Source organism: Nocardioides sp. LMS-CY, from assembly GCF_018732145.1.
In the GTDB taxonomy this organism is placed as follows: Bacteria; Actinomycetota; Actinomycetes; order Propionibacteriales; family Nocardioidaceae; genus Nocardioides; species Nocardioides soli.
This window is the reverse complement of record NZ_CP076104.1, coordinates 5,368,684-5,391,373: the sequence shown is the minus strand read 5'-3', so window position 1 is coordinate 5,391,373 and position 22,690 is coordinate 5,368,684. Positions and strand designations below refer to the sequence as shown.

The 22,690-nt window shown below is 72.2% G+C and carries 18 protein-coding genes; 5 read left to right on the top strand and 13 right to left on the bottom strand.

What is annotated here, in order from left to right; genetic code table 11:
* Positions 1-681, top strand: coding sequence for a GNAT family N-acetyltransferase (locus KM427_RS25325; RefSeq protein WP_215525771.1), 681 nt, complete (start codon positions 1-3; stop codon positions 679-681).
* 44 nt (positions 682-725) lie between these two features.
* Here the strand turns inward: KM427_RS25325 and trxA are convergent, their stop codons facing one another.
* The 7 genes from trxA to KM427_RS25290 all read right to left on the bottom strand — a co-directional run bounded on the left by trxA (position 726) and on the right by KM427_RS25290 (position 9,515).
* On the bottom strand, positions 726-1,052 hold the full coding sequence (gene trxA / locus KM427_RS25320; RefSeq protein ID WP_286674247.1) for a thioredoxin: 327 nt from the start codon (positions 1,050-1,052) through the stop codon (positions 726-728).
* Between the two features lie 85 nt (positions 1,053-1,137).
* Positions 1,138-2,163 (bottom strand): thioredoxin-disulfide reductase, encoded by a 1,026-nt coding sequence (gene trxB, locus KM427_RS25315; RefSeq protein WP_215525770.1) that lies wholly within the window; start codon positions 2,161-2,163, stop codon positions 1,138-1,140.
* A gap of 90 nt (positions 2,164-2,253) precedes the next feature.
* Positions 2,254-2,982: a hypothetical protein gene (locus tag KM427_RS25310; RefSeq protein WP_215525769.1), complete on the bottom strand. Its 729-nt coding sequence runs from the start codon at positions 2,980-2,982 to the stop codon at positions 2,254-2,256.
* 46 nt (positions 2,983-3,028) lie between these two features.
* Positions 3,029-3,724 carry an RNA polymerase sigma factor SigM gene (gene sigM, locus KM427_RS25305; protein WP_215525768.1) on the bottom strand — a complete coding sequence of 232 codons (696 nt, stop codon included), beginning with the start codon at positions 3,722-3,724 and terminating at the stop codon, positions 3,029-3,031.
* A gap of 7 nt (positions 3,725-3,731) precedes the next feature.
* Positions 3,732-5,561: a protein kinase family protein gene (locus tag KM427_RS25300; protein WP_215525767.1), complete on the bottom strand. Its 1,830-nt coding sequence runs from the start codon at positions 5,559-5,561 to the stop codon at positions 3,732-3,734.
* A 77-nt stretch (positions 5,562-5,638) separates the two neighbouring features.
* Complete coding sequence (gene murJ / locus KM427_RS25295) at positions 5,639-7,309, bottom strand: murein biosynthesis integral membrane protein MurJ (RefSeq protein ID WP_252274889.1); 1,671 nt, start codon at positions 7,307-7,309, stop codon at positions 5,639-5,641.
* Between the two features lie 7 nt (positions 7,310-7,316).
* Positions 7,317-9,515: a DUF6049 family protein gene (locus KM427_RS25290; protein WP_215525766.1), complete on the bottom strand. Its 2,199-nt coding sequence runs from the start codon at positions 9,513-9,515 to the stop codon at positions 7,317-7,319.
* Positions 9,516-9,614: 99 nt separating this feature from the next.
* Between KM427_RS25290 and KM427_RS25285 the strand changes: the two genes are divergently transcribed.
* A complete protein-coding gene (locus KM427_RS25285; protein ID WP_215527760.1) occupies positions 9,615-11,033 on the top strand; it encodes a CCA tRNA nucleotidyltransferase in 1,419 nt (472 codons plus the stop codon).
* Between the two features lie 110 nt (positions 11,034-11,143).
* Here the strand turns inward: KM427_RS25285 and KM427_RS25280 are convergent, their stop codons facing one another.
* The 3 genes from KM427_RS25280 to KM427_RS25270 form a co-directional block, all read right to left on the bottom strand.
* Positions 11,144-11,998 (bottom strand): hypothetical protein, encoded by an 855-nt coding sequence (locus KM427_RS25280; RefSeq protein ID WP_215525765.1) that lies wholly within the window; start codon positions 11,996-11,998, stop codon positions 11,144-11,146.
* Between the two features lie 300 nt (positions 11,999-12,298).
* Entirely contained in the window at positions 12,299-13,384 is a 1,086-nt protein-coding gene (locus KM427_RS25275; RefSeq protein ID WP_183595673.1) for an inositol-3-phosphate synthase, read from the bottom strand.
* A 29-nt stretch (positions 13,385-13,413) separates the two neighbouring features.
* The gene (locus tag KM427_RS25270; protein WP_183595672.1) at positions 13,414-14,061 is read right to left on the bottom strand and encodes a PadR family transcriptional regulator; all 648 of its coding nucleotides are present in this window, start codon (positions 14,059-14,061) and stop codon (positions 13,414-13,416) included.
* A 205-nt stretch (positions 14,062-14,266) separates the two neighbouring features.
* Between KM427_RS25270 and KM427_RS25265 the strand changes: the two genes are divergently transcribed.
* Positions 14,267-16,615: a transglycosylase domain-containing protein gene (locus tag KM427_RS25265; protein WP_183595671.1), complete on the top strand. Its 2,349-nt coding sequence runs from the start codon at positions 14,267-14,269 to the stop codon at positions 16,613-16,615.
* Positions 16,616-16,644: 29 nt separating this feature from the next.
* Entirely contained in the window at positions 16,645-18,096 is a 1,452-nt protein-coding gene (locus KM427_RS25260) for a glycosyltransferase family 87 protein (RefSeq protein WP_252274887.1), read from the top strand.
* On the opposite strand, the gene KM427_RS25255 is transcribed toward KM427_RS25260, so the two are convergent.
* The 3 genes from KM427_RS25255 to KM427_RS25245 all read right to left on the bottom strand — a co-directional run bounded on the left by KM427_RS25255 (position 18,038) and on the right by KM427_RS25245 (position 21,767).
* Entirely contained in the window at positions 18,038-19,351 is a 1,314-nt protein-coding gene (locus KM427_RS25255) for an ISL3 family transposase (RefSeq protein ID WP_215525763.1), read from the bottom strand. The genes KM427_RS25260 and KM427_RS25255 overlap by 59 nt on opposite strands.
* A gap of 188 nt (positions 19,352-19,539) precedes the next feature.
* Positions 19,540-20,622 carry an alanine racemase gene (locus KM427_RS25250; protein WP_215525762.1) on the bottom strand — a complete coding sequence of 361 codons (1,083 nt, stop codon included), beginning with the start codon at positions 20,620-20,622 and terminating at the stop codon, positions 19,540-19,542.
* On the bottom strand, positions 20,622-21,767 hold the full coding sequence (locus KM427_RS25245) for a lipid II:glycine glycyltransferase FemX (RefSeq protein ID WP_252274885.1): 1,146 nt from the start codon (positions 21,765-21,767) through the stop codon (positions 20,622-20,624). Before KM427_RS25245 ends, KM427_RS25250 begins: the two co-directional genes overlap by 1 nt.
* A gap of 177 nt (positions 21,768-21,944) precedes the next feature.
* On the opposite strand from KM427_RS25245, the gene KM427_RS25240 reads away from it, so the two are divergent.
* Entirely contained in the window at positions 21,945-22,562 is a 618-nt protein-coding gene (locus KM427_RS25240; protein WP_215525760.1) for an RNA polymerase sigma factor, read from the top strand.
* Positions 22,563-22,690 lie beyond the last annotated feature (128 nt).

The window sequence follows — 22,690 nt, the reverse complement described above, 5'->3', positions numbered from 1 at the left end:
ATGTCGCGCAAGGTCACCCGGCTGACGCTCGACCATCTCGAGGCGCTCTCGGCGCCGTGCCGCTCCTGCCTGTTCTGGGAGTTCGACCCGGTACGCCGCGAGCGGGTCGACGACCCCCGGGCCGAGAAGGACGCCTGGGTCTCACAGGTGCTGCGCGAGTGGGGCTCGTGTGGTCGGGTGGTGATCGTGGACGACCGACCGGTGGCGCACGCCGTCTACGCGCCCGAGTCCTTCGTGCCCGGCGCGGCCGGCTTCGCCACCGCGCCCGTCTCGGCCGACGCGGTGCTCCTCACGACCGTGCACGTGGATCCGGCGTACCGCGGCGGCGGGCTGGGCCGGATGCTGGTGCAGGCCGCCGCCGCCGACCTGGTGCGGCGTGGCGGGTTCGGGGCGATCGAGGCCTTCGGCGACCCGGCGGGACGCGGAGGGCGCTGCCTGCTGCCCGCGGAGTTCCTGGCGAACGTGGGGTTCAAGACCCACCGGGCCCACCCGGCGACGCCGCGGATGCGGATGGAGCTGCGCTCGACGGTCACCTGGCGCGACGAGGTCGAGGCCGCGCTGGAGAAGCTGGTCGGTGTGGTGCGGCCGAAATCGCAGCGAGGCCCGGCGCCGAAGGCGACGCGGGCCTCTGAGGTGCCTCGGACCGAGCTTGCTCGGTCCGAGATGCTGCACCCAGGTTGAGGAGCGACGAGCGTCTCGAAACCCGACTCAGCGCACCGCCACGATCAGCCCGTGAACTCCTCGAGTTCCTTGAGCAGCGTGGCCTTCGGCCGCGCGCCCACGATGCTCTTCACGACCTCGCCGCCCTGGTAGACGTTGATGGTCGGGATGCCGGTGACCCGGTAGCTGGAGGGCGTCACGGGGTTCTCGTCGACGTTCATCTTGAAGAACGTGATCTTGTCACCGTGGGCGGAGGCGATCTCGTCGAGGATCGGGGCGACCTGGCGGCACGGGCCGCACCACTCCGCCCAGAAGTCCACGAGGACCGGCTTGTCGGACTTGAGGACCTGCGCCTCGAACTCGGCGTCGGTCACGGCGTTGATGTTGCCCACGGAGGGATCCCTTCTTCGGTGAACTCGGAGGTCTGATCACACAACACGACGTCGGGAACGGATGTTCCCGGCACCGACCCGGTCCTCAGGCGCCCGCGGTCTGGACGACCTCGGTGATCAGCTCGGCGTCGGCGCGGTCCTGGGCGTCGCGCGGACCGGTCGCCGCGTGGTCGAGCTCGGCCAGGTAGCGCTCCGCGTCGAGGGCGGCGGCGCAGCCGGTGCCGGCGGCGGTGATCGCCTGGCGGTAGTGGTGGTCGACCAGGTCGCCGGCGGCGAAGACGCCGGGCAGGTTGGTGCCGGTCGAGGGGTGGCCGACCACGACGTACCCGTTGTCGTCGAGGTCCACCTGGCCCGGGAGCAGCTCGGAGCGCGGGTCGTGGCCGATCGCGATGAACAGGCCGGTCGCGGGCAGGTTCCGGGTCTCGCCGGTGACGGTGTCCTTGAGGGTGACCGACTCGAGGCGGTCGGCGCCGTTGATCTCCTCGACCACGGAGTTCCACAGGATCTCCAGCTTCGGGTCGGCGAACGCGCGCTCCTGCATGATCTTGGAGGCGCGCAGCTCGTCACGGCGCACGATGAGGGAGACCTTGGAGCCGAAGCGGGTCAGGAAGGTCGCCTCCTCGATCGCCGAGTCGCCGCCGCCGACGACCGCGATGTGCTGGTCGCGGAAGAAGAAGCCATCGCAGGTCGCGCACCACGAGACGCCGCGGCCGGAGAGCTCCTCCTCGCGGGGCAGCCCGAGCTTGCGGTAGCCGGAGCCCATCGCGAGGATCACCGCGCGGGCGCGGTAGGTGTCGGTGGCGGTCTTCACGGTCTTGATGTCGCCGGTGAGCTCGACCTCGACGACGTCGTCGGCGATCAGCTCGGCGCCGAAGCGCTCGGCCTGGGCGCGCATCTCGTCCATCAGCGCCGGGCCCATGATGCCGTCGCGGAAGCCGGGGAAGTTCTCGACCTCGGTGGTGTTCATCAGCGCGCCACCGGCGGTCACCGAGCCCTCGAAGACCAGCGGCTTCAGGTTGGCCCGCGCCGTGTAGAGCGCGGCGGTGTAGCCGGAGGGGCCGGAGCCGATGACGATGACATCTCGGACGACGTCGCGAACGGTGTCGGGCATGGAAGCCTGCTTCTCCTCGGTTGGATGTGGTCTGCGACCAGTAGAACCGATCGTAGGTGAGGAAACTTCCCGGCCGCAGCGCGGCACGGATCAGGGCGTCGGGACCGTCGTCGACCGCGTCGGCTCGTCGGCGCCGCAGAGGTACAGGTCGACCCGACGCTCTCCGGCCGCGGCCGGGCGTACGACGAGGACCGCGGGCTGCCCGTCGTACCGGGCCGGGACCTTGCGGCCGCGGCCGAGGTCGCCGGCGCCACAGCGCGACGCATAGCCGTCGGACAGGCTCTCCGGGGCGGCGCCCGCCCCGGTGCCGGCCGAGCCGGCGAGTCCCGTCGAATCGGGGGCGGCCGGGGGCGACGAGCCGTCCCGCAGGGCGCTCAGGTCGAGGTTGGTCAGCCGCCGCTGGAGCAGGGCGGACCGCCGTACCTGGCGTTCGAAGGTGTCGGAGTGCAGCACGAGCGGGGCCGGGGCAGGGGCCGACGCCGCGGCGTCGCCGCCGCTCTCGGACCGGAGGGCTTCGGACTGGTCGTGGGCGGCGGTGCCGGAGTCCGCGTCGCCGCCGGGAAGGTCGATCTGGGTGCTGCCGACGCCGACCACGACGACCGCGGCGGCCGCGAGCACCAGGTTGCGCAGTCGGCGGCGGCGTCGGGCGGCGTGGTCGGGCAGCGGCGCGACGGACGCCGGCGCCGTGTCGTCGCCGAGGTCGGCGAGCACCCCGTCGAGCCGGGCGGCGACGTCGGCGGGCATCGGCTCGTCGAGCCGGGCGTCGGCGAGCAGGGCGCGGATCTGCTCCTCGGTGGGTGTCAGGTCGGGCTCGGGCACGGGGTGTTCACCTCCTCGGGACGGTCTGGATCGGTGTGGGCGGGGCTCAGCCGGCGGCGGGGGGCCCGCGGGGAGCTTCGGTGGTTTCGACGGGTGCCGGCGGGACCGGGTTCCGACGCGGCGTGTCGCGCGGGTCACGGTCACGCTCGTCGAGCAGCGGCGCCAGCACCTCGGCGAGCCGGCTCCGGCCGCGGGAGCAGCGCGACTTCACGGTGCCGACGGCGCAGTCGAGGATCGCGGCGGCCTCGGCGACCGGATAGCCCTCCATGTCGACCAGCACGAGCGCGGCCCGCTGCTCCGCGGGGAGCCGGCGCAGGGCCGCCAGCACCAGTGCGCGCCGCTCGCCACCGGTCGCGAGATCGGCGGGGTCGTCGGCCTCGTCGGTCGCCGACAGCAGGGACCCCCGACGCGCGCCCAGTTCGTCGAGGTCGTCGGGCAGCGCCTCGGTACGACGTACCCGGGCCGCGCGGAGCCGGTCGAGACAGGCGTTGACCACGACCCGGTGCAGCCAGGTGGTGACGGCCGCGTCGCCGCGGTAGGTCCCGGCCCGCCGGTAGGCCGCGACCAGCCCGTCCTGGAGGCCGTCGGCGGCGTCCTCACGGTTGCCCATGGTGCGCACCGCCACCGCCCACAGCCGGTCGCGGTGCCGCGCGAAGAGCACGCCGAACGCGTCGCGGTCGCCGGCGACGTGGGCGGCCAGCAGCTCGCGATCGGTCCGGTCGTCCTCCGGGACGCGGCTCATGGCGCGCTCATCCGCGGACCGTCACCTCGGCCACCTCGCCGCGGAACTCCGAGCCGACCGCCGGGATCGACGTCAGCCAGACCACGACGTACTGCGCCTGGACGGGCTCGGGGAGAGGGATCTGCTGGGCGCTGTCGACGGTCGCCGACGCGGCGGGCGTCAGGCCGTCGACGGAGGTCGGTGCGGTGTCGCTGACGAAGAGCGAGACGCCGGTGGAGCCGCCGAGCACGGCCACGTCGACCGCGGAGACGTTGCGCACGGAGCCGAGGTCGAGCAGCAGGCCGACCCCGTTCTTCAGCCCGCCCGGGCCGAAGTTCTGCTTGTAGTCCATGGTCCGCCAGGCGGTCTCCGGGTCGCCGTCGACGGCGAGCTCGGCCAGCTCGGGGTTCTCGTCCGGGGGGTCGCCCTCCGGGTCGAAGTCGGTCGCGACCACGCCGCCGATCGGGTCGGAGGCGGGCGGGATCGGGGTCTGGCCGGCGGGCGTCGGGGCGGGACTGTCGTCGTCGGGTACGGCGCCGAGCGGGGTCCGCCCGCGACCCAGGTTGTAGGCGACGACGACCGCGAGCAGCAGCAGCACCGCGACCGCGATCAGGGCGGCTAGCCGCAGCCAGCTGCGACCGGGCACCTCCTCCTCGGGCTCCTCCGGCAGCGGGATCAGGCCGGTGCCGGTGTCCCAGGGCCAGAAGCCGCGACCGCCACCGGGTGGCGTGGGCGGCGGGACCGGGTGCATGGCCGGCGGCTCCGGGCGGGGGCGCGGCGTCCGGGCGGGGCCGCCGCCGGTCGGCGACGGCGCGAACAGCGGCCGCTCCGGTGGCTCCTCGAACGGCGGTGGGGGCGGCGCCGGCGTGCCGGGCGCGGAGAGCCACGAGACGTCGTCGTGTTCGTCGTCGAAGATCGGGAGGCCGGCCTCGGTCGGCAGGTCGGTGGACGGGCCGGGCTCGGGTGCGGGCTCGGGCCGGGGCTCCGGGGTGCGTGCCGGCGGGTCGGCGAGCGGGGGGAGCACCGCGATCTCGGTGGTGTCGCGGTGACCGGCCTTCGCCTCGGCCTCGGCGAGTCCGGTGGGGTCGCCGACGAACGTCGACAGGTAGTCGGCGACGCCCTGGGCCGACGACAGGTCGTGGGCCTCGCGGAGCCGGGCGCCGGCCGCGTCGGAGTAGGGGTTGACGACCTCGTCGCACAGCCCGTCGAGCGGGCGGGGGATGCCGGCCCGGACCTGGCGCGGCCGGAGCACCCGGCCCTGCACCAGCGGCGCGGGCGGCACCGCCGAGATCGAGACGCCCGGCCACTTCCCGGTCAGGGCGCAGTAGAGGAGTCCGCCGAGGTCCGCCACGTCGGTCGACATCCGTCCGGGCGGGAGCCCGTGCAGGGCGGCGTCGACGGCGTACCCGATGATCCGGACGGCGCCGGTGTGCTCGACGAGGACGTTCTCGGGGATCAGCCGGCCGTGGGCGACGCCGGCCTGGTGGCCGGCGGCGACGCAGCCCGCCACCTCCGAGACCAGCCACGCGGCCCGGCGCGGCCCGAGTGGGCCGGAGGCGAGCATGATGTCGAGCGAGTCGCCCGACCCCCACTCGTTGACGACGTAGCAGTACCCGTCGGCGCGGTCGGCGTCGAGCACCCGCAGCAGCCGCCGGTCGTGGATGGTCGCGGAGCGCTTGGCGGCGCCCAGCAGCGCGGCCGCGCGCTCGTCGTGCTCGGGGATCACGTGCAGCGCGACGTGGCGCTCGAGCACCCGGTCCTGGGCTCGCCAGAACCGGCCGCCCCCGCTCTCGGTGAGCAGGTCGACCAGGCGGTACCGGTGGGCGAGCACGTCGCCCGGCCGGATCGAGCTCGGCACTCAGCTCCCCTCGTGTCGGCTACCCGTGCGGCACCAGGACCCCGTCGTCGGGTCCGTGGGCCCATCGTAGGGCGGACTCAGGGCCGTCGTGGGATGGGCAGCCGCCGGGCGATCGTGTCGACGATCGTCGTGATCTCGTCGAGGCGCATCGTGCGCGCCGTGCCGAGCAGCACGAGGCCGCCCACGAGGCCGGTCACGACCACGGACACGACCGCCGCCCAGAGCCGGGCGACGCCGATCAGGTCGTGGACGAGGTACGCCGTGCCCGCGGCCGCCGCGGCGGCCAGGACGGCGGCGACGGCCAGCCGGGCGAGGAACCGCCACAGCTCCCGGGTGGGCAGGCCACCCAGCCGCCGGGAGAGCAGGGAGTAGGACACCAGCGCACCCACGACGTACGAGCAGGTGTAGGCGAGCACCAGCGCCGGGGCGGTGCCGGCGGCGTCGGTGCTCGCCACCAGCACCAGCGCGGCGACGATGTTGGTGCCGGCGACCGCGCACTGGATCCAGAAGACGGTCCGGGTCTGCTCCAGCGCGTAGAAGCCGCGCAGCACCAGATAGTGGACGGTGAAGAAGACGAGGCCACCGCCGAAGAGCGCGAGCGACGGCGCGTAGTCGGTGTAGTCGTCGGCCGCGGCGCCGTAGCCCCAGATCAGCCGGGAGACGCCGAGCGCGACGCACGGCATCAGCAGCGCGAACGGCAGGATCAGCGCGAGCGCGCTGCGCAGGGTCTCGCCGAGGGAGGTCGCCAGCCCGGCGTCGTCGCGCTCGGCCGCGCGGGCCGCCAGCCGGGGCAGGATCGCGGTGGCCAGCGACACGGTGATCACCGCGTGCGGCACCATCATGATCAGGAACGTCTGCGAGTAGATCGAGTAGCCGGTGCCGTCGGTGGACGACGCGGTGCCGCCCGACGCCAGCCGGACGACCACGGTGTAGGCGACCTGGTTGACGATGACGAACAGCACCGTCCAGACCCCGAGCCGGAAGGTGTGGCCGAGCCCGGTGTGCAGGAAGTCGAACCGCGGCCGGTAGTGGAAGCCGGTGAGGCGCAGGTAGGGCACCAGGATCGCGAACTGCGCGGCGATGCCGAGGGTCGAGCCGAGTCCGAGCAGCAGTTCCTGGTTCGCGTCGTACGGGCCGAAGACGTCCTGGGCCGGGCCGAAGACCACCAGGTAGACGACGAGCACCGCGATGGAGATGACGTTGTTGGCGATCGGCGCCCACATCATCGGGCCGAACCGGCCGCGGGCGTTGAGCACCTGGCCGATCAGCACGTACATGCCGTAGAAGAAGACCTGCGGCAGGCAGTAGCGCGCGAAGTCGACGATCGACTCCCGCTGCGCGGCGTACGCGGCGGCGTTCAGCTCGTCGGTGAGGAAGAGCTGGATCACCCACGGCGCGGCGACGACGAGCAGGATCGTCACGACGCCGAGGAAGAGCCCGGCCAGGGTGATGATCCGGTTCGTGTACGCGTCGCCGCGGTCCGGGTCGTCCTTGATCGCGCGGACCAGCTGTGGCACCAGCACCGCGTTGACGACCCCGCCCGCGAGCAGGATGTAGAGCATGTTGGGGATCGTGTTCGCGATGTTGAACAGGTCCGCATGCAGCTTCGCGCCGAGCGCCGCCGCCAGCAGCGTCGACCGGACGAACCCGCTGAGCCGCGAGACGACGGTGCCGGCCGCCATCACCGCGCTGTTGGCGAGGACGCGCCGGCGCTCGTCCTCGCGCCGCTCGTCGTCGAATGCGCTCACGACGCGGTCACGACCTCGTCGCCGTGCGGATCCGGCGGACGAGCCGCACGACGATCGTGGCGAACAGCAGCGCGACGCCGGTGCCGAGGATCAGCCAGATCACGTTGCTCACCCGGTTGGACCGGATCGGCAGCGAGTCCGACGACCCGATCGGAACACCGTCGCTGTCGGTGAGCAGCAGGGTGACGTTGCGGACGCCGATCGCCGACGACGAGGCGTTGAGCAGGATCGTGGAGCGCGAGTGGGGCGCGATCTCGACGTCGTCGTCGGGGACCACCACCTCGAGGGCGGGGTCGGTCTGCGCCTCGAGGCGCACCGTGACCGGCTGGTCGAGCCCGTTGGTGACGGTCGCGGAGAAGCGGCCGCTGCCGCTGGAGAGGATGACCGCCTTGGGCGCCTCGACGGTGACCGACCCCAGGCGCTGCTCGATCCAGGCGCGTGACCGCACCGCCGAGGCGCGGCTGACCAGCGGGAGGCGGCGGTTGGCGTACGACACGTCGGTGAGCGCCTCGTCCTGCACGTCCGTCCCGACCTGGTCGTTCAGGGTGAGCAGGTTCTGGAGCATCGCGCCGGCCTCGGTGAGTCCGTTGGCGGCGGCGAAGTCGAGCGGGTCGAGCTCGGCCTCGCGCTGACTGTCGGGGTAGACGATCCGGTCGGCGGGGACCTCCCGGCCGGTCCGCCGGGCGATATCGTCGACCGTGGTCAGGCGCAGCCAGCCGGTGTCGAGGCCGTCGAAGAAGCCGTAGCTCGTCTCGGGCGCCCAACCCTGCGGGAGCACGGCCACCAGCGGCTTGCGGCCGGGGGTCAGCAGCCGCACCGCCGCCTCGCTCACGATGCGCTGGCGCACCGACAGCGGTGAGAGCGGGTCTCCCGGACCGGGTCCGCCGCTCGCGGCGCCCGACGAGGCGACCACCATCGCGTGGCCATCGGTCCGGGCGACGGTGGGCGCGTTGTCGGCGCGGTCACCGAAGACCTGGTCGGAGACCAGCACCTGCGTGCCGGTGTCGGCGAGGTCCAGCGCGGCGGTCGAGAGGAAGCCGGAGGGCGGCGCGATCACCGGCGTCATGGGCAGTCCCCACGGGGCGAGCTCGGTGCCGGTCCGATCGCGGGCGGCGCGGTACGTCGCGGGGTCGTGGCTCGCGGCACCGGCCACGTCGAGGTCGCCGTACGGCAGGCCGAGCACCTCGTGCCCGTCGAGCGCGGACTGCAGCCGGGCCAGCCAGTCGGTCGCCGCCGCCGCGGCGGCCTCGGTCACCGCGGGGTCCTCGGTCCCGGTGTCGGGGGACGCGCCCTCGTCGGCCTCCCCGTCGGTGGCGTCGTCCGTGGCCTCGGGGTCCTCCGACGGGGACGGCGATCCGGACTCCCCGCCGTCCGGCTCCTCGGGCTCGATGGTCGGCTCGATCGTGCGCGGCGGGTTGCCCTCGCCGATCCGGACGGCCGCGTCGACGACGGCCGGGTCGACCAGCCACGAGATCGGGTGGTCGCCCGCGGTGGTGCCGAAGTCGGCGATCCGGCGCAGCTGGCCGGTGCCGCCGAAGGTCCGGGTCCAGCGCGTGAGGTTCGCGATCCGGCCGTCCGCCTCGTGCTGCACCGAGCGTCGTACCGGCAGCACGAGCGCGGTGTCCACGGAGCGCGAGGTCTCGGGGACCAGCGGCAGGAACGTCCGGGCCCGGCCGTCGGCGAACTCGTCGCGCGGCTCCGCCGCCTGGCCGAGGGCGTGGACGCCGAACCAGTAGACGCCGGGTGCGTCGACGGCCACCCCCCGCGGTGACTCGGCCGCGATCCGCTTCCGCGGGACCGAGAAGGAGAAGTCGCGGGTCTCGCCCGGCGCCAGCTGCTCGATCGTGTAGTAGGGCCCGGGGTCGGTGACGCGCTCGCCGACGAAGTCCTCGGAGCCGGCGGTCGCGGCGTCGGCGAGCTCCGCGGTGGTCGTCATCGGAGCGTCGGAGATGAAGGAGTAGAGGTTGATCGTCGTCCACGCCTGGTCGTCGACGTTGGTGACGGACCCGCTGACCCGCATCGGTCCGCGGCGCGGCAGCGTGGACGGCGACAGCGTCTCGAGGGTCACCTCGAGCGGCGCGGCGTCGACCTTCGACGTGGCCTTCGACGTGGCCTTGGTCTCGCCGGCGGTGGCGGGCGGCGTGAGCAGGAGCCCCGCGAGCGCCGCGGCCACGAGGGCAGGCAGCAGCGACACCGGGCGAAGCACGCAGTGACTCTACTGGCCGACCGTGTGCGAATCGGGCCCCCGGTGCCGCCACCACTAAACTCGTCTCCCGTGCCTGACGCCCCTCCGCCGCCACTCAACATGGCCGATGTCCAGCGCTCGGTCGCGAGCGAGCTGGACCGGATCGCGCCGGTGCTCGACGACCTCGGCCGCCGGTTCGCCGAGGCGGGCCACGAGCTGGCCCTGGTCGGCGGGCCGGTGCGCGATGCGATGCTCGGCCGGCAGCACAACGACCTCGACTTCACCACCTCGGCGCACCCCGACGAGACCGAGCGGCTGATCAAGGACTGGGCCGACGCGATCTGGGACATGGGCCGCGGCTTCGGGACGATCGGCTGCCGCAAGGGGCCCTGGCAGGTCGAGATCACGACGTACCGCTCCGAGGCCTACGATCCCGACTCGCGCAAGCCGGAGGTCGACTTCGGCGACACGCTCGACGGCGACCTGGGTCGCCGCGACTTCACGGTCAACGCGATGGCGGTGCGGGTGCCGGGCCGCGAGGTCGAGGACCCGTACGGCGGCATCGTCGACCTGGCCCACCGGGTGCTGCGGACTCCCGGCCGTCCGGAGGACTCCTTCTCCGACGACCCGCTGCGGATGATGCGCGCGGCGCGGTTCGCCGCGCAGCTCGGCTTCACGGTCGACCCGGCGGTCGTCGAGGCGATGCGCGCGATGGCGAACCGGATCGAGATCATCTCGGCCGAGCGGGTGCGCGACGAGCTGGTCAAGCTGGTGTGCGCGCCGTACCCGCGCCTGGGCCTGACGCTCCTGGTCGACACCGGCCTGGCCGCCCTGGTGCTGCCCGAGCTGCCGGCGCTCGCGCTCGAGCGCGACGAGCACCACCGCCACAAGGACGTCTACCAGCACACCCTGACCGTGCTCGAGCAGGCGATCGACCTCGAGGACCGGCTGCCCGACGGCGGCCCCGACTTCGTCACCCGGTTCGCCGCGCTGATGCACGACGTCGGCAAGCCGCGCACCCGGCGGTTCCTCGCCGACGGCACCGTCACCTTCCACCACCACGACGTCGTCGGCGCCAAGATCACCCGCAAGCGGATGAAGGCGCTGCGCTTCTCCAACGACGCGATCGACGAGGTCAGCCGGCTGGTCGAGCTGCACCTGCGCTTCCACGGGTACGGCACCGGCGAGTGGACCGACTCCGCCGTCCGCCGCTACGTACGCGACGCGGGCGACCAGCTCGACCGGCTGCACGTGCTCACCCGCGCCGACTGCACCACCCGCAACCGGCGCAAGGCCGAGCGGCTGCGGCGTACCTACGACGAGCTCGAGGCGCGGATCGCGAGGCTCGCCGAGCAGGAGGAGCTGGACGCGATCCGGCCCGACCTTGACGGCAACCAGATCATGGAGATCCTCGGCATCGGCCCCGGCCGCGAGGTGGGCGAGGCGTACCGGTTCCTGCTCGAGCTGCGCATGGACCACGGGCCGATGAGCGAGGAGGACGCCGGCGCCGCGCTCCGGGACTGGTGGGCGTCGCGGTGATCGGGCTGGCCTGGCTGGCTGGCCTGGCCTCACCGTTCTGAGCGTCGAGGCACCCAGAATGGCGGCCATCTGGCCGGTACGGCAGCCATTCCGGGTGTCTCGACGACTCTTCAGGCCGACCGGCGATCCAGGATCTCGTCGAGGGTGGGCGCTGCTGGCGGACCGACCCGCCAGTGACGGGTGAGGTGGACGGCGCGGGCCGCCGCCTGTTCCATCCGGCGGGTCACCTTGCGCGCGTCGCGCAAGTCCCGCCCGACCGTCTCGACGTACTCCAAGCCGACGTCGCGCAGGATCGCCTCGCGCTCGATGTCCGACTCGTGCCGGTCGATGTCCCGGTGGTCGGCCCCGGCGTACTCCCCGACGACCCCGCGGACCGGATCGAGCAGGTCCGGTACGGCGACCAGGCTGCCGCGCTCGTCGAGGATGTCTCGGTTGATCAGGGGGCGACCCCAGCCCGCGGCGTACTCCCAGATCAGACGGAAGCGATCCTCCTGTGGCGACCGGCATCCCTCGACGGACATCTCCACCGCCTCCTTGACCAGCCGGACGTCGCGGTACCAGCGGCGGGTCGCGGCGTAGAGCCGCATCCGCCTGACCGAGGTCAGCCGGCCGGCGTAGGCGGCCCCCGCCGCGACCGCCATCTCCGGTACGTCGCCGATGCGCCGCATCTCGTCGAACAGCGCCCGCTCGACCCGCGTGCACCGCACGCCATGGAGGTCGATCACCTCGTCCGGCGGGATGCGGTCCTCGACGATCCGCAGGCCGGACGCGGCCCGGACCCGGCCCTCGTTCGCCGCGATCGGGACCGGGAGGCGGGTCCGTCCGTCACGGGCGAGGCCGTCGAAGAAGCCACCGCCGTGGAGCCGCAGCGCGGCCCAGCCGGTCACGACCGCGTCGGTCCCGCAGCGGGCCCACGCCTCGACGATGCGTTGTTCGACCAGCGCGTCGCTCACGTGTCCGGGCACGAAGAGCCCCGGCCCGGTCCTGCGCCAGCCGGGCCCACGGGACTGGCCCCGGGTCGGTCCGGTCCGGCCTCGGGGGTCCACTCTGGCCGGCAGCACGAGACCGGAGACGGGCGGAGCGACCGGATCCCAGCGATGTGCCACGGATCCGGCATTCCCGGATTCGCCTGTGGACGAATCAGCTGTTCGGCGTACCTGTGGAAACGCGTCGAGACACCAGAAATGGCTGCCAGGATTAGATCCTGACAGCCATTCTTGGTGTCTCGACGGTCTCCGCGTCAGCGGAGGACAGTCAGCGGCAGGTCACTCTTCCCCGCGGATGAAGGCCTCCACGCGGCGGCGACCCTCGTCGTCGGGCAGCTGCACCGGCGGGGACTTCATCAGGTACGACGAGGCCGAGATGATCGGGCCGCCGATGCCGCGGTCCTTGGCGATCTTCGCGGCGCGGATGGCGTCGATGATGATGCCGGCGGAGTTCGGGGAGTCCCAGACCTCGAGCTTGTACTCGAGGTTCAGCGGCACGTCGCCGAAGGCGCGGCCCTCGAGGCGGACGTAGGCCCACTTGCGGTCGTCGAGCCAGGCGACGTAGTCGGACGGGCCGATGTGGACGTTCTTGTCCTCGATCTTGCCGGCCAGTGGGCCGTTGAGGTTCGAGGTGACGGCCTGGGTCTTGGAGACCTTCTTCGACTCCAGGCGCTCGCGCTCGAGCATGTTCTTGAAGTCCATGTTGCCGCCGACGTTGAGCTGGTAGGTGCGGTCCAGCACCACGCCGCGGTCCTCGAACAGCTTGGCCATCACGCGGTGGGTGATGGTCGCGCCGACCTGCGACTTGATGTCGTCGCCGATGATCGGGACGCCGGCGTCCTCGAACTTCTTGGCCCACTCGGGGTCGGAGGCGATGAAGACGGGGAGGGCGTTGACGAAGGCCACGCCGGCGTCGATCGCGCACTGGGCGTAGAACTTGTCGGCCGCCTCGGAGCCCACCGGCAGGTAGGAGACGAGGACGTCGGCGCCGGTGTCCTTGAGGACCTGGACCACGTCGACCGGCTCGGCCGCGGACTCCTCGATGGTCTGCCGGTAGTACTTGCCGAGACCGTCGAGCGTGGGGCCGCGCTGCACCTCGATGCCGAGGGTGGGCACGTCGCAGATCTTGATGGTGTTGTTCTCGGAGGCGTTGATCGCCTCGGACAGGTCCTTGCCGACCTTCTTGTCGTCGACGTCGAACGCGGCGACGAACTGGACGTCGGCGACGTGGTACTCACCGAACGTGACGTGCATGAGACCCGGGACGGTGCCCTCAGGGTCGGCGTCCTTGTAGTAGTGCACGCCCTGGATCAGGGAGGTGGCGCAGTTGCCCACCCCCACGATTGCCACTCGTACCGATCCCATCGGGATTCCTTCCTTGTTCACTGCTCGGTCTAGTTCTGCGGTGCGGCCTGCTGGCCGGTGGCCGGGTGGCCGCTGCTGGTGTCGGACCGGCGCTCCTGGCCGGAGGTGTCGGTCCGGGACCGGTGGAGGTCGCCGTTGCGCTCGGCGTTGATGAGGTCCGACAGCCACCGGACCTCGCGCTCGACCGACTCCACCCCGTGGCGCTGGAGCTCGGCCGCGTAGCGATCGACCTCCTTCTGGGTGATCGCGAGCTGGCCCTGCACCCGGTCCAGACGCTCCTGGAGGCGGGTACGGCGACCCTCGAGCACCCGCAGGCGGATCTCCATGTCGGTCGAGGAGAAGAACGCGAAGCGGATGTCGAAGTTGTCGTCCTCCCACGCGGTGGGCCCGACCTCCGACATCAGGCGCTGGAACTCCCGGGTGCCGGCCTCGGTGACCTGATAGGTGATGCGCGGACGCTTCGACACCGGGGTGCCCGGCGTCTTGGTCGTCATGGTCTCCTCGATCAGCGAGGCGCGCAGCATCTTCTTCAGGGCCGGGTAGAGCGACCCGTAGGAGAGCACCCGACCCCAGCCCAGCATCAGGTTGAGGCGCTTGCGGAGCTCGTAGCCGTGCATGGGTCCCTCGTGCAGCAGCCCGAGGACTGCCAGCTCGATGGTCTCCGCACGACGTGCCACGGGACCTATCGTAGCGATATATCCGCCCGTTGCGAATACCGGACCCGTCGGGGTGTTCCATCGGGTTTCCATCGCGCACGTCACCCTGCGTCGTCTTGGGCGGGTGTGGCGGCCCCCCGTACCCTGTCGAACGGCCCGGACGCCGTTCCGGCCCTCTCCCCAGCGGCAGAGAACCCCGAGCAACCGACCAGCGGAGCCAACGACCGTGAGTGGCAAGCGCCGGGCCGCCGGCCCCGCACAGAGCAGCGCCCCTGCGAAGAAGGGCGCGGCGACGAAGCGACCCCGCACCCGCAAGCAGCGGGTCTGGCGGGTCGCCAAGTGGTTCCTGATCGTCGGCCTGGTCTGCTCGCTGGTCGCCGTCGGCGGGTTCATCTACGCCTACCAGACCACGGACATCCCCGACCCGAACGAGGACTTCGAGACCCAGACGTCCTTCGTCTACTACTCCGACGGCCAGACCGAGGTCGGCAGCTACGCCACCCAGAACCGGCAGTCCATCCCGCTCGACCAGATGCCGCAGAACCTGCAGGACGCCGTGGTCGCCGCCGAGAACCGCTCGTTCTGGAGCGACAACGGCATCGACCCCAAGGGCATCCTGCGCGCGGCGTTCAGCAACGCGAAGGGCAACGCCACCCAGGGCGCCTCCACGATCACCCAGCAGTACGTCAAGATCCTCTACCTGACGCAGGAGCGCTCCTACCAGCGCAAGCTGAAGGAGGCGATCCTCTCGCTGAAGCTCCAGCGGGAGATGTCCAAGGAGCAGATCCTCGAGGGCTACCTCAACACGATCTACTTCGGGCGCGGGGCGTACGGCGTGCAGGCCGCCTCGGAGGCGTACTTCGCCAAGGACGCCAAGGACCTCAGCCTCCGCGAGTGCGCCGTGCTCGCGAGCGTGCTGAACAATCCCTCGTCGTTCGACCCCGCCAACGGCAAGGCCTCCAAGGAGTCGCTCAAGGAGCGCTACCGCTACGTGCTCGGCGGGATGGCCGACGCCGACGACGTCAGCGCCGAGAAGGCCGAGAAGGCGGCGCGGCGGCTGCCCAAGTTCCCCAAGATCCAGGCCGAGAGCAGGTACGGCGGGCAGAAGGGCCACATGCTCTCGATGGTCCGCAGCGAGCTCAAGGACCTCGGCTTCGACGACGAGCAGATCGACGGCGGCGGCCTGCGGGTGACCACGACGTTCACGAAGAAGGCGATGGACGCCGCGGCCGCCGGGGCGCGCGAGCAGCGCCCCGAGGGGCCGGAGTTCTCGGAGAAGAACCTGCACGTGGCGGTCGCCAGCGTCGAGCCCGGCACCGGTGCCGTCCGCGGCTTCTACGGCGGCCAGGACTACCTGCAGTCGCAGATCAACTGGGCGGTCACCGGCGGCATGGTCGGCTCGACGTTCAAGCCGTTCGCGGTCGCCGCCGCGCTCAAGGAGGGCTTCTCCCTCAAGGACACCTTCGACGGCAACTCGCCCTTCTACTACAACGAGCAGGGCACCGGCGCCCGGGTGCGCAACGAGGGCTACGGCTCCGACGGGCTCGGCACCGACTACGGGTCGAGGGTCAGCCTGCTGCGCGGCACCGAGGACTCGATCAACACGGTGTTCGCCGACCTGACGGTGTCGATGCCCGACGGTCCGGAGAAGATCATGCAGACCGCCGAGGACCTCGGCATCCCGAACTGGAACAAGAACCAGGCCGGCTACGACAACCTCGACAACAGCCCCGGCCTGGAGCCGGTCAGCGGCATCGCGCTCGGCTCGGCGACGATCGCCCCGATCAACATGGCCAACGCCTACGGCACCATCGCCAACGGGGGCCGCGCCGCCAAGGCGCACGTCGTCCAGAAGGTCGTGAGCAAGAGCGGCGAGGTCCTGTACCAGTTCAAGCAGTCGACCAAGCGGGCCGTCGACGAGGACGTCGCGGCCGACACGTCGTACGCCATGCAGCAGGTGGTCTCGGTCGGCACCGGTACGGCGGCACGAGCGCTGGGCCGTCCCGCGGCGGGCAAGACCGGCACGGCGACCAACAGCGACGACGACGTCGCGTCGGCGTGGTTCGTGGGCTACACCCCGCAGCTGGCGACGGCCGTCATGTACGTGCGTGGCAAGGGCCAGGAGCAGCTCGACGGGTGGCTGCCCGAGTACTTCGGCGGCTCCTACCCGGCGCGCACCTGGACCGACGTGATGGGCAGGGCCCTCGAGGGGACCGAGGTCGAGTACTTCCCGGAGCCGGCGTACCTCGACGGCGACGCCCCCGACGACGGGCACGAGCCGTACACGCCGCCGCCGAAGCCGACCAAGAAGCCGAAGCCGAGCAAGTCCGACAAGCCGACCAAGAAGCCGGACAAGCCGACGGAGACCCCCGACCCGACCGACACGCCGACCATCCCGGACACGCCGCCGACGATGCCGCCGCCCACGACCTGTGACCCGGCGGTCGGCTGCCCGCCGGAGCAGCCGGTGCCGCCGACGCCGACCGACCCGGCGGCGACGGTCGCCGTGCCGCCGACGCCGCCCGCGGCCCGCCAGGTGGCGCACCGCACCGAGCATCGGGTCCGGCGGGGCTGATGGCGGCGCCGGTGGGGGATCGCGCCTGGGTGGACCCCACCACCGACGACGCCGTCGTCACCACGCTCAGCGAGGGCGTCGGCGGACCGATCGGGACCCGCGCGGGGCGACATCCGTGGTGGACGCCGGTGCGGGTGCTGCTCGCCCTGACCGCGCTCTGCCTCGCGCTCGGGATGTTCCAGAAGGCCGGCTGCTACGACAACACCTGGCAGGACGGCCAGTCCCGCTACAGCCAGATGTGCTATTCCGACCTGCCCTACCTCTACACCGGCCGCGGCTTCGCCGAGCTGAACTGGCCCTACTCCGACGACCACCAGGTGCGGGACCGGTTCGAGGTGATGGAGTACCCCGTCGGGATCTCGTACTGGGCCTGGGGCACCGCCTGGGTGACGCACTGGATCACGGGGTCGCCGGACCTGGAGCCGAGGTACGCCGCGGACACGGCCACGGTCGCCGGCTGGCCCGAGGTGCACCGCGAGATCCGGGCGTTCGTGATCGTGAACGCGATCGGGTTCGCGGTGCTTGCGCTGCTGTGCACCTGGCTGCTCGCCGGCGTGAACCCACGCCGACCCTGGGATGCCGCGGCGTTCGCGCTCTCCCCGGCCCTGCTGCTCACCGGCCTCGTCAACTGGGACCTGGTGGCGGTGGTGTTCGTCGCCGGGGCGCTGTGGGCGTGGGCGCGCGATCGGGCACTGCTGACCGGCGTGCTGATCGGGCTCGGCACGGCCACCAAGCTCTATCCGCTCTTCCTGCTCGGCGGCGTGCTCGTGATCTGCCTGCGCGAGCGCCGCTATCGCCCCTTCGGGTTGACGCTCGCCGGCGCCGTCGGGGCCTGGATCGCCGCCAACCTACCCGCGCTGCTGACCGGCCCGGCGGAGTGGAAGGTCTTCTGGACCTTCAACTCCGACCGCGGCGCCGATCTCGGCTCGGTCTGGCTGGTCGTGCAGCAGGCGATGGACACGGTGCCGGACCCGTTCTCCTTCGACCCGCACACGATCAACCTCGCGTCGTGGGTCTTCTTCGGCGCCTGGTGCGTCGGGGTCGCCGCACTCGGGCTCACCTCGCCGTCGACCCCGCGCCTGGCGCAGCTCGGGTTCCTGATCGTGGCCGGCTTCCTGCTCGTCAACAAGGTCTACTCCCCGCAGTACGTGCTCTGGCTGCTCCCGCTCGCCGTGCTCGCCCGCCCGCGCTGGCGCGACCTGCTGATCTGGCAGGCCGGCGAGGTGCTCTACTTCGCGGCGGTCTGGTGGTACCTCGGCGGCTACCTCGCTCCGGCGGCCGGCGGCGACTCCGGCTTCTACTGGGCCGCGATCCTGCTGCGCACGGCCGCCGAGCTCTACCTGGTCGCGATGGTCGCGCGGGACCTGTGGCAGCCGCGGCGGGACCCGGTGTGGCGGACGCGGATTCCCCGGTTCACCCGCTCTACTGACGTATCTGTGGGTCGCGTCCGGGCAGTCGTGGTGGATGCGGTCCGCGGCTGAGCATGGCCAGGGCGATCAGTGGTTGGGGTGAGTGGAAGCCGAAGGCGATGCGGGTCAGGAGTCGGATCTTGGTGTTGACCGATTCCACGAGGGCGTTGCTGAGCTTGTGCGTCAAGGTCGCCTCGACGCGGTCGCTGATCGCGGTGATGCGTCGGGCGAGGTGTGCGAACTCCTCGATCTGGCTGGCGGTGGCCCAGGCCAGCCACTCGTGGAAGGCCTCGACAGCCGGGCGGCCTTGCATCGCGAACAACAGCCGTAGACCTTCCTTGAGCCGGTAGGCCTCCCACAGCATCGGGTGGGTGGCCGCGACCCAGTCCAGGCGTTGTCGTTGCCGGTCGGTGAGGTCCTCGGGGTTGCGCCACAGGGCGTAGCGGGCGTCGCGCAGCGCCTTGGCGTCACCGGTGGAGTCACGACGCTGCCGGCCCTGCTCGTGTCCGTTCTTCCGGGTCGCGCCGGCGGCGCGAGCGGCCCGCCAGGCGGCGGCACGGACGATGGCCAGGGCCTGGTTGGCCCATTTGACGATGTGGAACGGGTCGGCGCACTGCACCGCGTCGGGGCAGCGGGCGGTGACGACCTCAGCAATCCAGGTTGCGGAGTCGGCGGTGACGTGGGTGATCTGGCGACTGCGCTCGGGCCCGAGGTCGTCGAAGAATCGATGCAACGTGGGCCGGTCCCGTCCGGGTTCGGCCCACACCAGCCGGCCGGTGTCGTGGTCGACGACCACGGTCAGGTACAGCTGGCCGCGGCGGTAGGAGATCTCGTCGATCCCGATCCGGGTCAGCCCATCGAGCCGGGCCCCGGTCGGGCCCCCGTGCTCGGCGTCGATACTCGCCCAGACCCGGTCGACGATCGCGCCCACGGTGCGCCAGGCGACCCGCATCAGCTCGGTCACCGCGCTCTTGGACGTCCGGACCACCAGCCAGGCGACCTGGGCGTCGAAGGTCAGGGTGTGACCGGCGCCGTGCACGGCCCACGGCACATGCGCGACCACCACGCCGTGCGCCGGGCAGCGGACCCGCGGTGCGTCGGCCTCCAGGAATGCCATCGCGACCCCGTGGTCCAGGGTCCGCCACCGCCGGCGTCCCGAGCCGGGGTCGTAGCCCGGACATCGACGCCGGCACCGGCCACACCGGCCACACCGGCGTGCCATCGGCCGCACGTGGAAGACCAGCGACCCATCCGGATCCCTGGTCACGTTCTCGATAGCGGTGTGCTCCAGACCGAGCAGACCCCGCCATAGGCTGACCCCAGGCACGCCGTTCTCCTGACCCGGTTCCTGTTCTTCGACAGCTCAGAAACCTAGGCAGCGAACGGCGTGCCGCCATCCACGGCGCGCTCAACCACCCACAGATGTGTCAGGAGAGCCGGTTCACCGGGGATTCCGGGACTTCTCGGCCGATGCAACGCCTGAGAAGTGACAGTTCCGCCTGAGAAGTCCGGGCCTCAGTCCACGACGACACGGTCGAACGACGTCGCCGTGTAGCGCACCCGGACGTCGACCTGGTCGCCCACCGCCGGCACGCGAGCGCCGTGCGGGAGGAACAGCATCGACGCCTGCATGTGCGGCGGCTCGGCGAAGAGCCGCTGCTTGCCGTCGATCGAGAACGGCGAGCGCACGAAGCCGGCCGCGTCCAGGCCGCCCCGGGCGATCGTCGCGGCCCGGCCGCGCAGGCTGGCGTCGCCGAGTGGCGCCTCCAGGCCGATGCCGTGGGCGGTGCCGCCGCTGACGACCAGTACGTGGCCGGCCTTCGGGGCGGTGCGCAGCCGGTAGCCGAAGGAGTCGCCGCGCTCGACGGCGTGCACGTCGAGCACGGTGGCGGTGACCCGCAGCGCCCCGCGGTCGCCGAGCCACAGGTCGGTGCCGATGCGGGGACGGAAGGTGAAGTCGGGGTACGACGAGCGCAGCGCGGTCAGCTCCGCGGCACTGAGATGGCTCACCCAGACCGTGTCGAGCGGGAGCTCGGTCGCGACGACCTCGGTCATCAGCCGGTGCACCTCCGAGAGGTGCGCGCCGTTGGCGAGCGGCAGGTGCAGCGCGACGCCGGCGACCCGGGCCTTCGGGTTCGCCCGGACCACCTCCGCGGTCGACCACAGCTCACGGGCCGTCATGCCGTGCCGCAGCATGCTGGTCGCGCGCTCGAGCACGACCCGGGCCTCGGGCTGCCGGCCGAGCAGGTCGATCAGGTCGTCGACCCGGCTGACGGTGTGGATCACCCGCCGGGCCAGCGCCGGCGCGAGGCCCGCGGCGGGGTCGGCGGCCGCGCCGAAGGGGCGCCACGGAGTGAGGACGAGCAGGCCGCCGTCGTACCGGCTCGCGACCTCGGGCAGCTCCTCGTAGGTGCCGACGGCGAGCGTGTCGACGCCGAGGCCCTGGTCCTGGAGCCACTGGGCCCGGCGGGCCAGGCGGCCGAGGGTGAAGCCGTAGCCGTTGCCCTTCGCGACCGGCACCAGGTCGGGCTCGGCGATCGCGACCGCGCGCAGGTGGCCGCGCCAGCGGTCGCCGTCGACCGTGAGCGTGAGCGCCATCAGCGGGCCCCGGACCGGCGGCGCATGTAGACGTCGAACGCCGCGTAGAGCGCCTTGTTCAGCGGAAGGTCCCACTCGCCGACGTACTCGACGGCCTCGCCGCCGGTGCCGACCTTGAACTGGATCAGCCCGAGGTGCGGGTCGTCGGACGCGAGCGTGTCGGTGATGCCGCGCAGGTCGTAGACCTCGGCGCCGGCGGCGATCGCGTCGCGGATCATCTGCCACTGCACGGCGTTCGAGCCGCGCACGTCGCGCTTCTCGGTCGAGGAGGCGCCGTAGGAGTACCACGCGTGCGCGCCGACCCGGATCGCGATCGTCGAGGCGACCAGTGTGCCCTCGTGGCGGGCGTGGTAGAGCCGGATCCGGTCCGGCTCCTCGCCGCCGAGGGCGTCGACCATGGTGTCGAAGTACGACAGCGGCCGCGGCGTGAAGTGGTCGCGCTCGGCGGTGTGGACGTAGAGGTCGTGGAAGGACTTGAGCTCCGGCTCGATCGCCGGGCCGTCGTACGACGTGACCTCGACGCCCTCCTTGGCGGCCTTCTTGATGTTGCGCCGCCAGAGCTGGTTCATGCCGGCGAGCACCTGGTCCTCGGTGCGGCCGGCGAGCGGGATCTGGAAGACGTACTGCGGCTGGCCCGCGGCGAAGCCGCCCTCGACGGCCTGCGCCCGCCACCCGTAGTCGCGCAGTTGCGCGGTGACGCGCGCCCCGCCGTGGCTGCGCTCGGTGGGCGCGAGGTCGCCGAGGCGGCGTACGTCGTCGTCGGCGATGCCGGCCTTGACCGTCGCGGCGTCCCAGCGCCGGGTGACCACGGGCGGCCCCATCCGCACGCCGAACGCGCCGCGGCTCTTCAGGTACGCCGCCATCGGGCGCAGCCAGCCGGCGAGGTCGTCGTCGTCCCAGTCGATGACCGGGCCCTCCGGAAGGTAGGCCAGGTAGCGCTTGACCTTCGGCAGCTGGCGGTAGAGCACGAGGGCGGCACCGACCAGCTCGGAGCCGCGGAACCAGCCCAGCGACTCGTGCCGCCACTCCGACTTCACGCGGCCCCAGGCCGGGGTCTGCAGGAAGCTCGCGGAGTGCCGGCTCCGGATCAGCTCGAGGTGGTCGGCGGCCGGGATCTCGCGGACGGTGAGGGCGGCGCTGGACACCATTCGAGGCTATCGGACGGCGGGTGGCGGCCGACGCCTGCACCGGATCACCTGAAGCGGACGACTGCGGTATGGCGAATATCCGAATATCTTCTGCACCGGAGGTATCAGGACCGCATCAGGCCCCTCCTCAGGGGCGTGATCCTGACTGAGACGCATTGGGGAGCGAGACGTCCCATGAGCAGGACCGGGCACACCCGGGCGGGCGACGGCCCGGCCGGAGACGATCCGCGCCCCCAGGCGGTGTGGGCTCAGGCGACCGACGGCTTCAACCGGTGGATCGCCGGTGACCCCGCCGGTCTGGACGACCTGGTCGCCGTGATGACCCCGGTCCTCTGGCACGTCGTGCGCGCCTACCGGCTCAGCGACAGCGCCGCCGAGGACGTCATCCAGAACACCTGGCTCGCGCTGGTACGCCGCCGCTCCGCCATCCTCGACCCGGTGGCCGTCGGCGGCTGGCTGACGACGACCGCGCGCCGCGAGGCGTGGCGCACCGCCGGTGGCAAGTCCTCCCCGACGCCGGTCGAGGACGACGAACTCGCCCACGCGCTGCCGCAGCAGCGCTCGGCCGAGGACAGCGTCGTCCAGCGCGACGAGGGCGACCGGCTCTGGGCCGCCGTCGACGGGCTCCCGGAGCGCTGCCGGAGGCTGCTGCGCGTGGTCGCGTTCGAGAACCGGCCCGACTACCGCGAGCTCGCGACCGAGCTCGGGATGCCGGTCGGCAGCATCGGCCCCACCCGCGGCCGGTGCCTGGCGAAGCTGCGGGTCGCACTGATCGAAGCAGGAGGGATCTGAGCATGAGCACCCCACGCAATCGCGGGCTTCCCCCGCAACGCTTCACCCCACGGCCTTGCGGCTCCCCCGCTCCGCTCCTCCGCCACCAGCCCGCGGGGTCCCCGAAGCTTCGCTCCTCCACCCCACGA

Excerpts from the sequence above, each read along its gene's own strand:
- KM427_RS25240 (WP_215525760.1), top strand. The coding sequence starts at position 21,945 with ATGAGCAGGACCGGGCACACCCGGGCGGGCGACGGCCCGGCCGGAGAC.
- sigM (WP_215525768.1), bottom strand. The coding sequence starts at position 3,724 with ATGAGCCGCGTCCCGGAGGACGACCGGACCGATCGCGAGCTGCTGGCC.
- KM427_RS25325 (WP_215525771.1), top strand. The coding sequence starts at position 1 with ATGTCGCGCAAGGTCACCCGGCTGACGCTCGACCATCTCGAGGCGCTC.
- KM427_RS25250 (WP_215525762.1), bottom strand. The coding sequence starts at position 20,622 with ATGGCGCTCACGCTCACGGTCGACGGCGACCGCTGGCGCGGCCACCTG.
- trxB (WP_215525770.1), bottom strand. The coding sequence starts at position 2,163 with ATGCCCGACACCGTTCGCGACGTCGTCCGAGATGTCATCGTCATCGGC.
- KM427_RS25285 (WP_215527760.1), top strand. The coding sequence starts at position 9,615 with ATGGCCGATGTCCAGCGCTCGGTCGCGAGCGAGCTGGACCGGATCGCG.
- KM427_RS25275 (WP_183595673.1), bottom strand. The coding sequence starts at position 13,384 with ATGGGATCGGTACGAGTGGCAATCGTGGGGGTGGGCAACTGCGCCACC.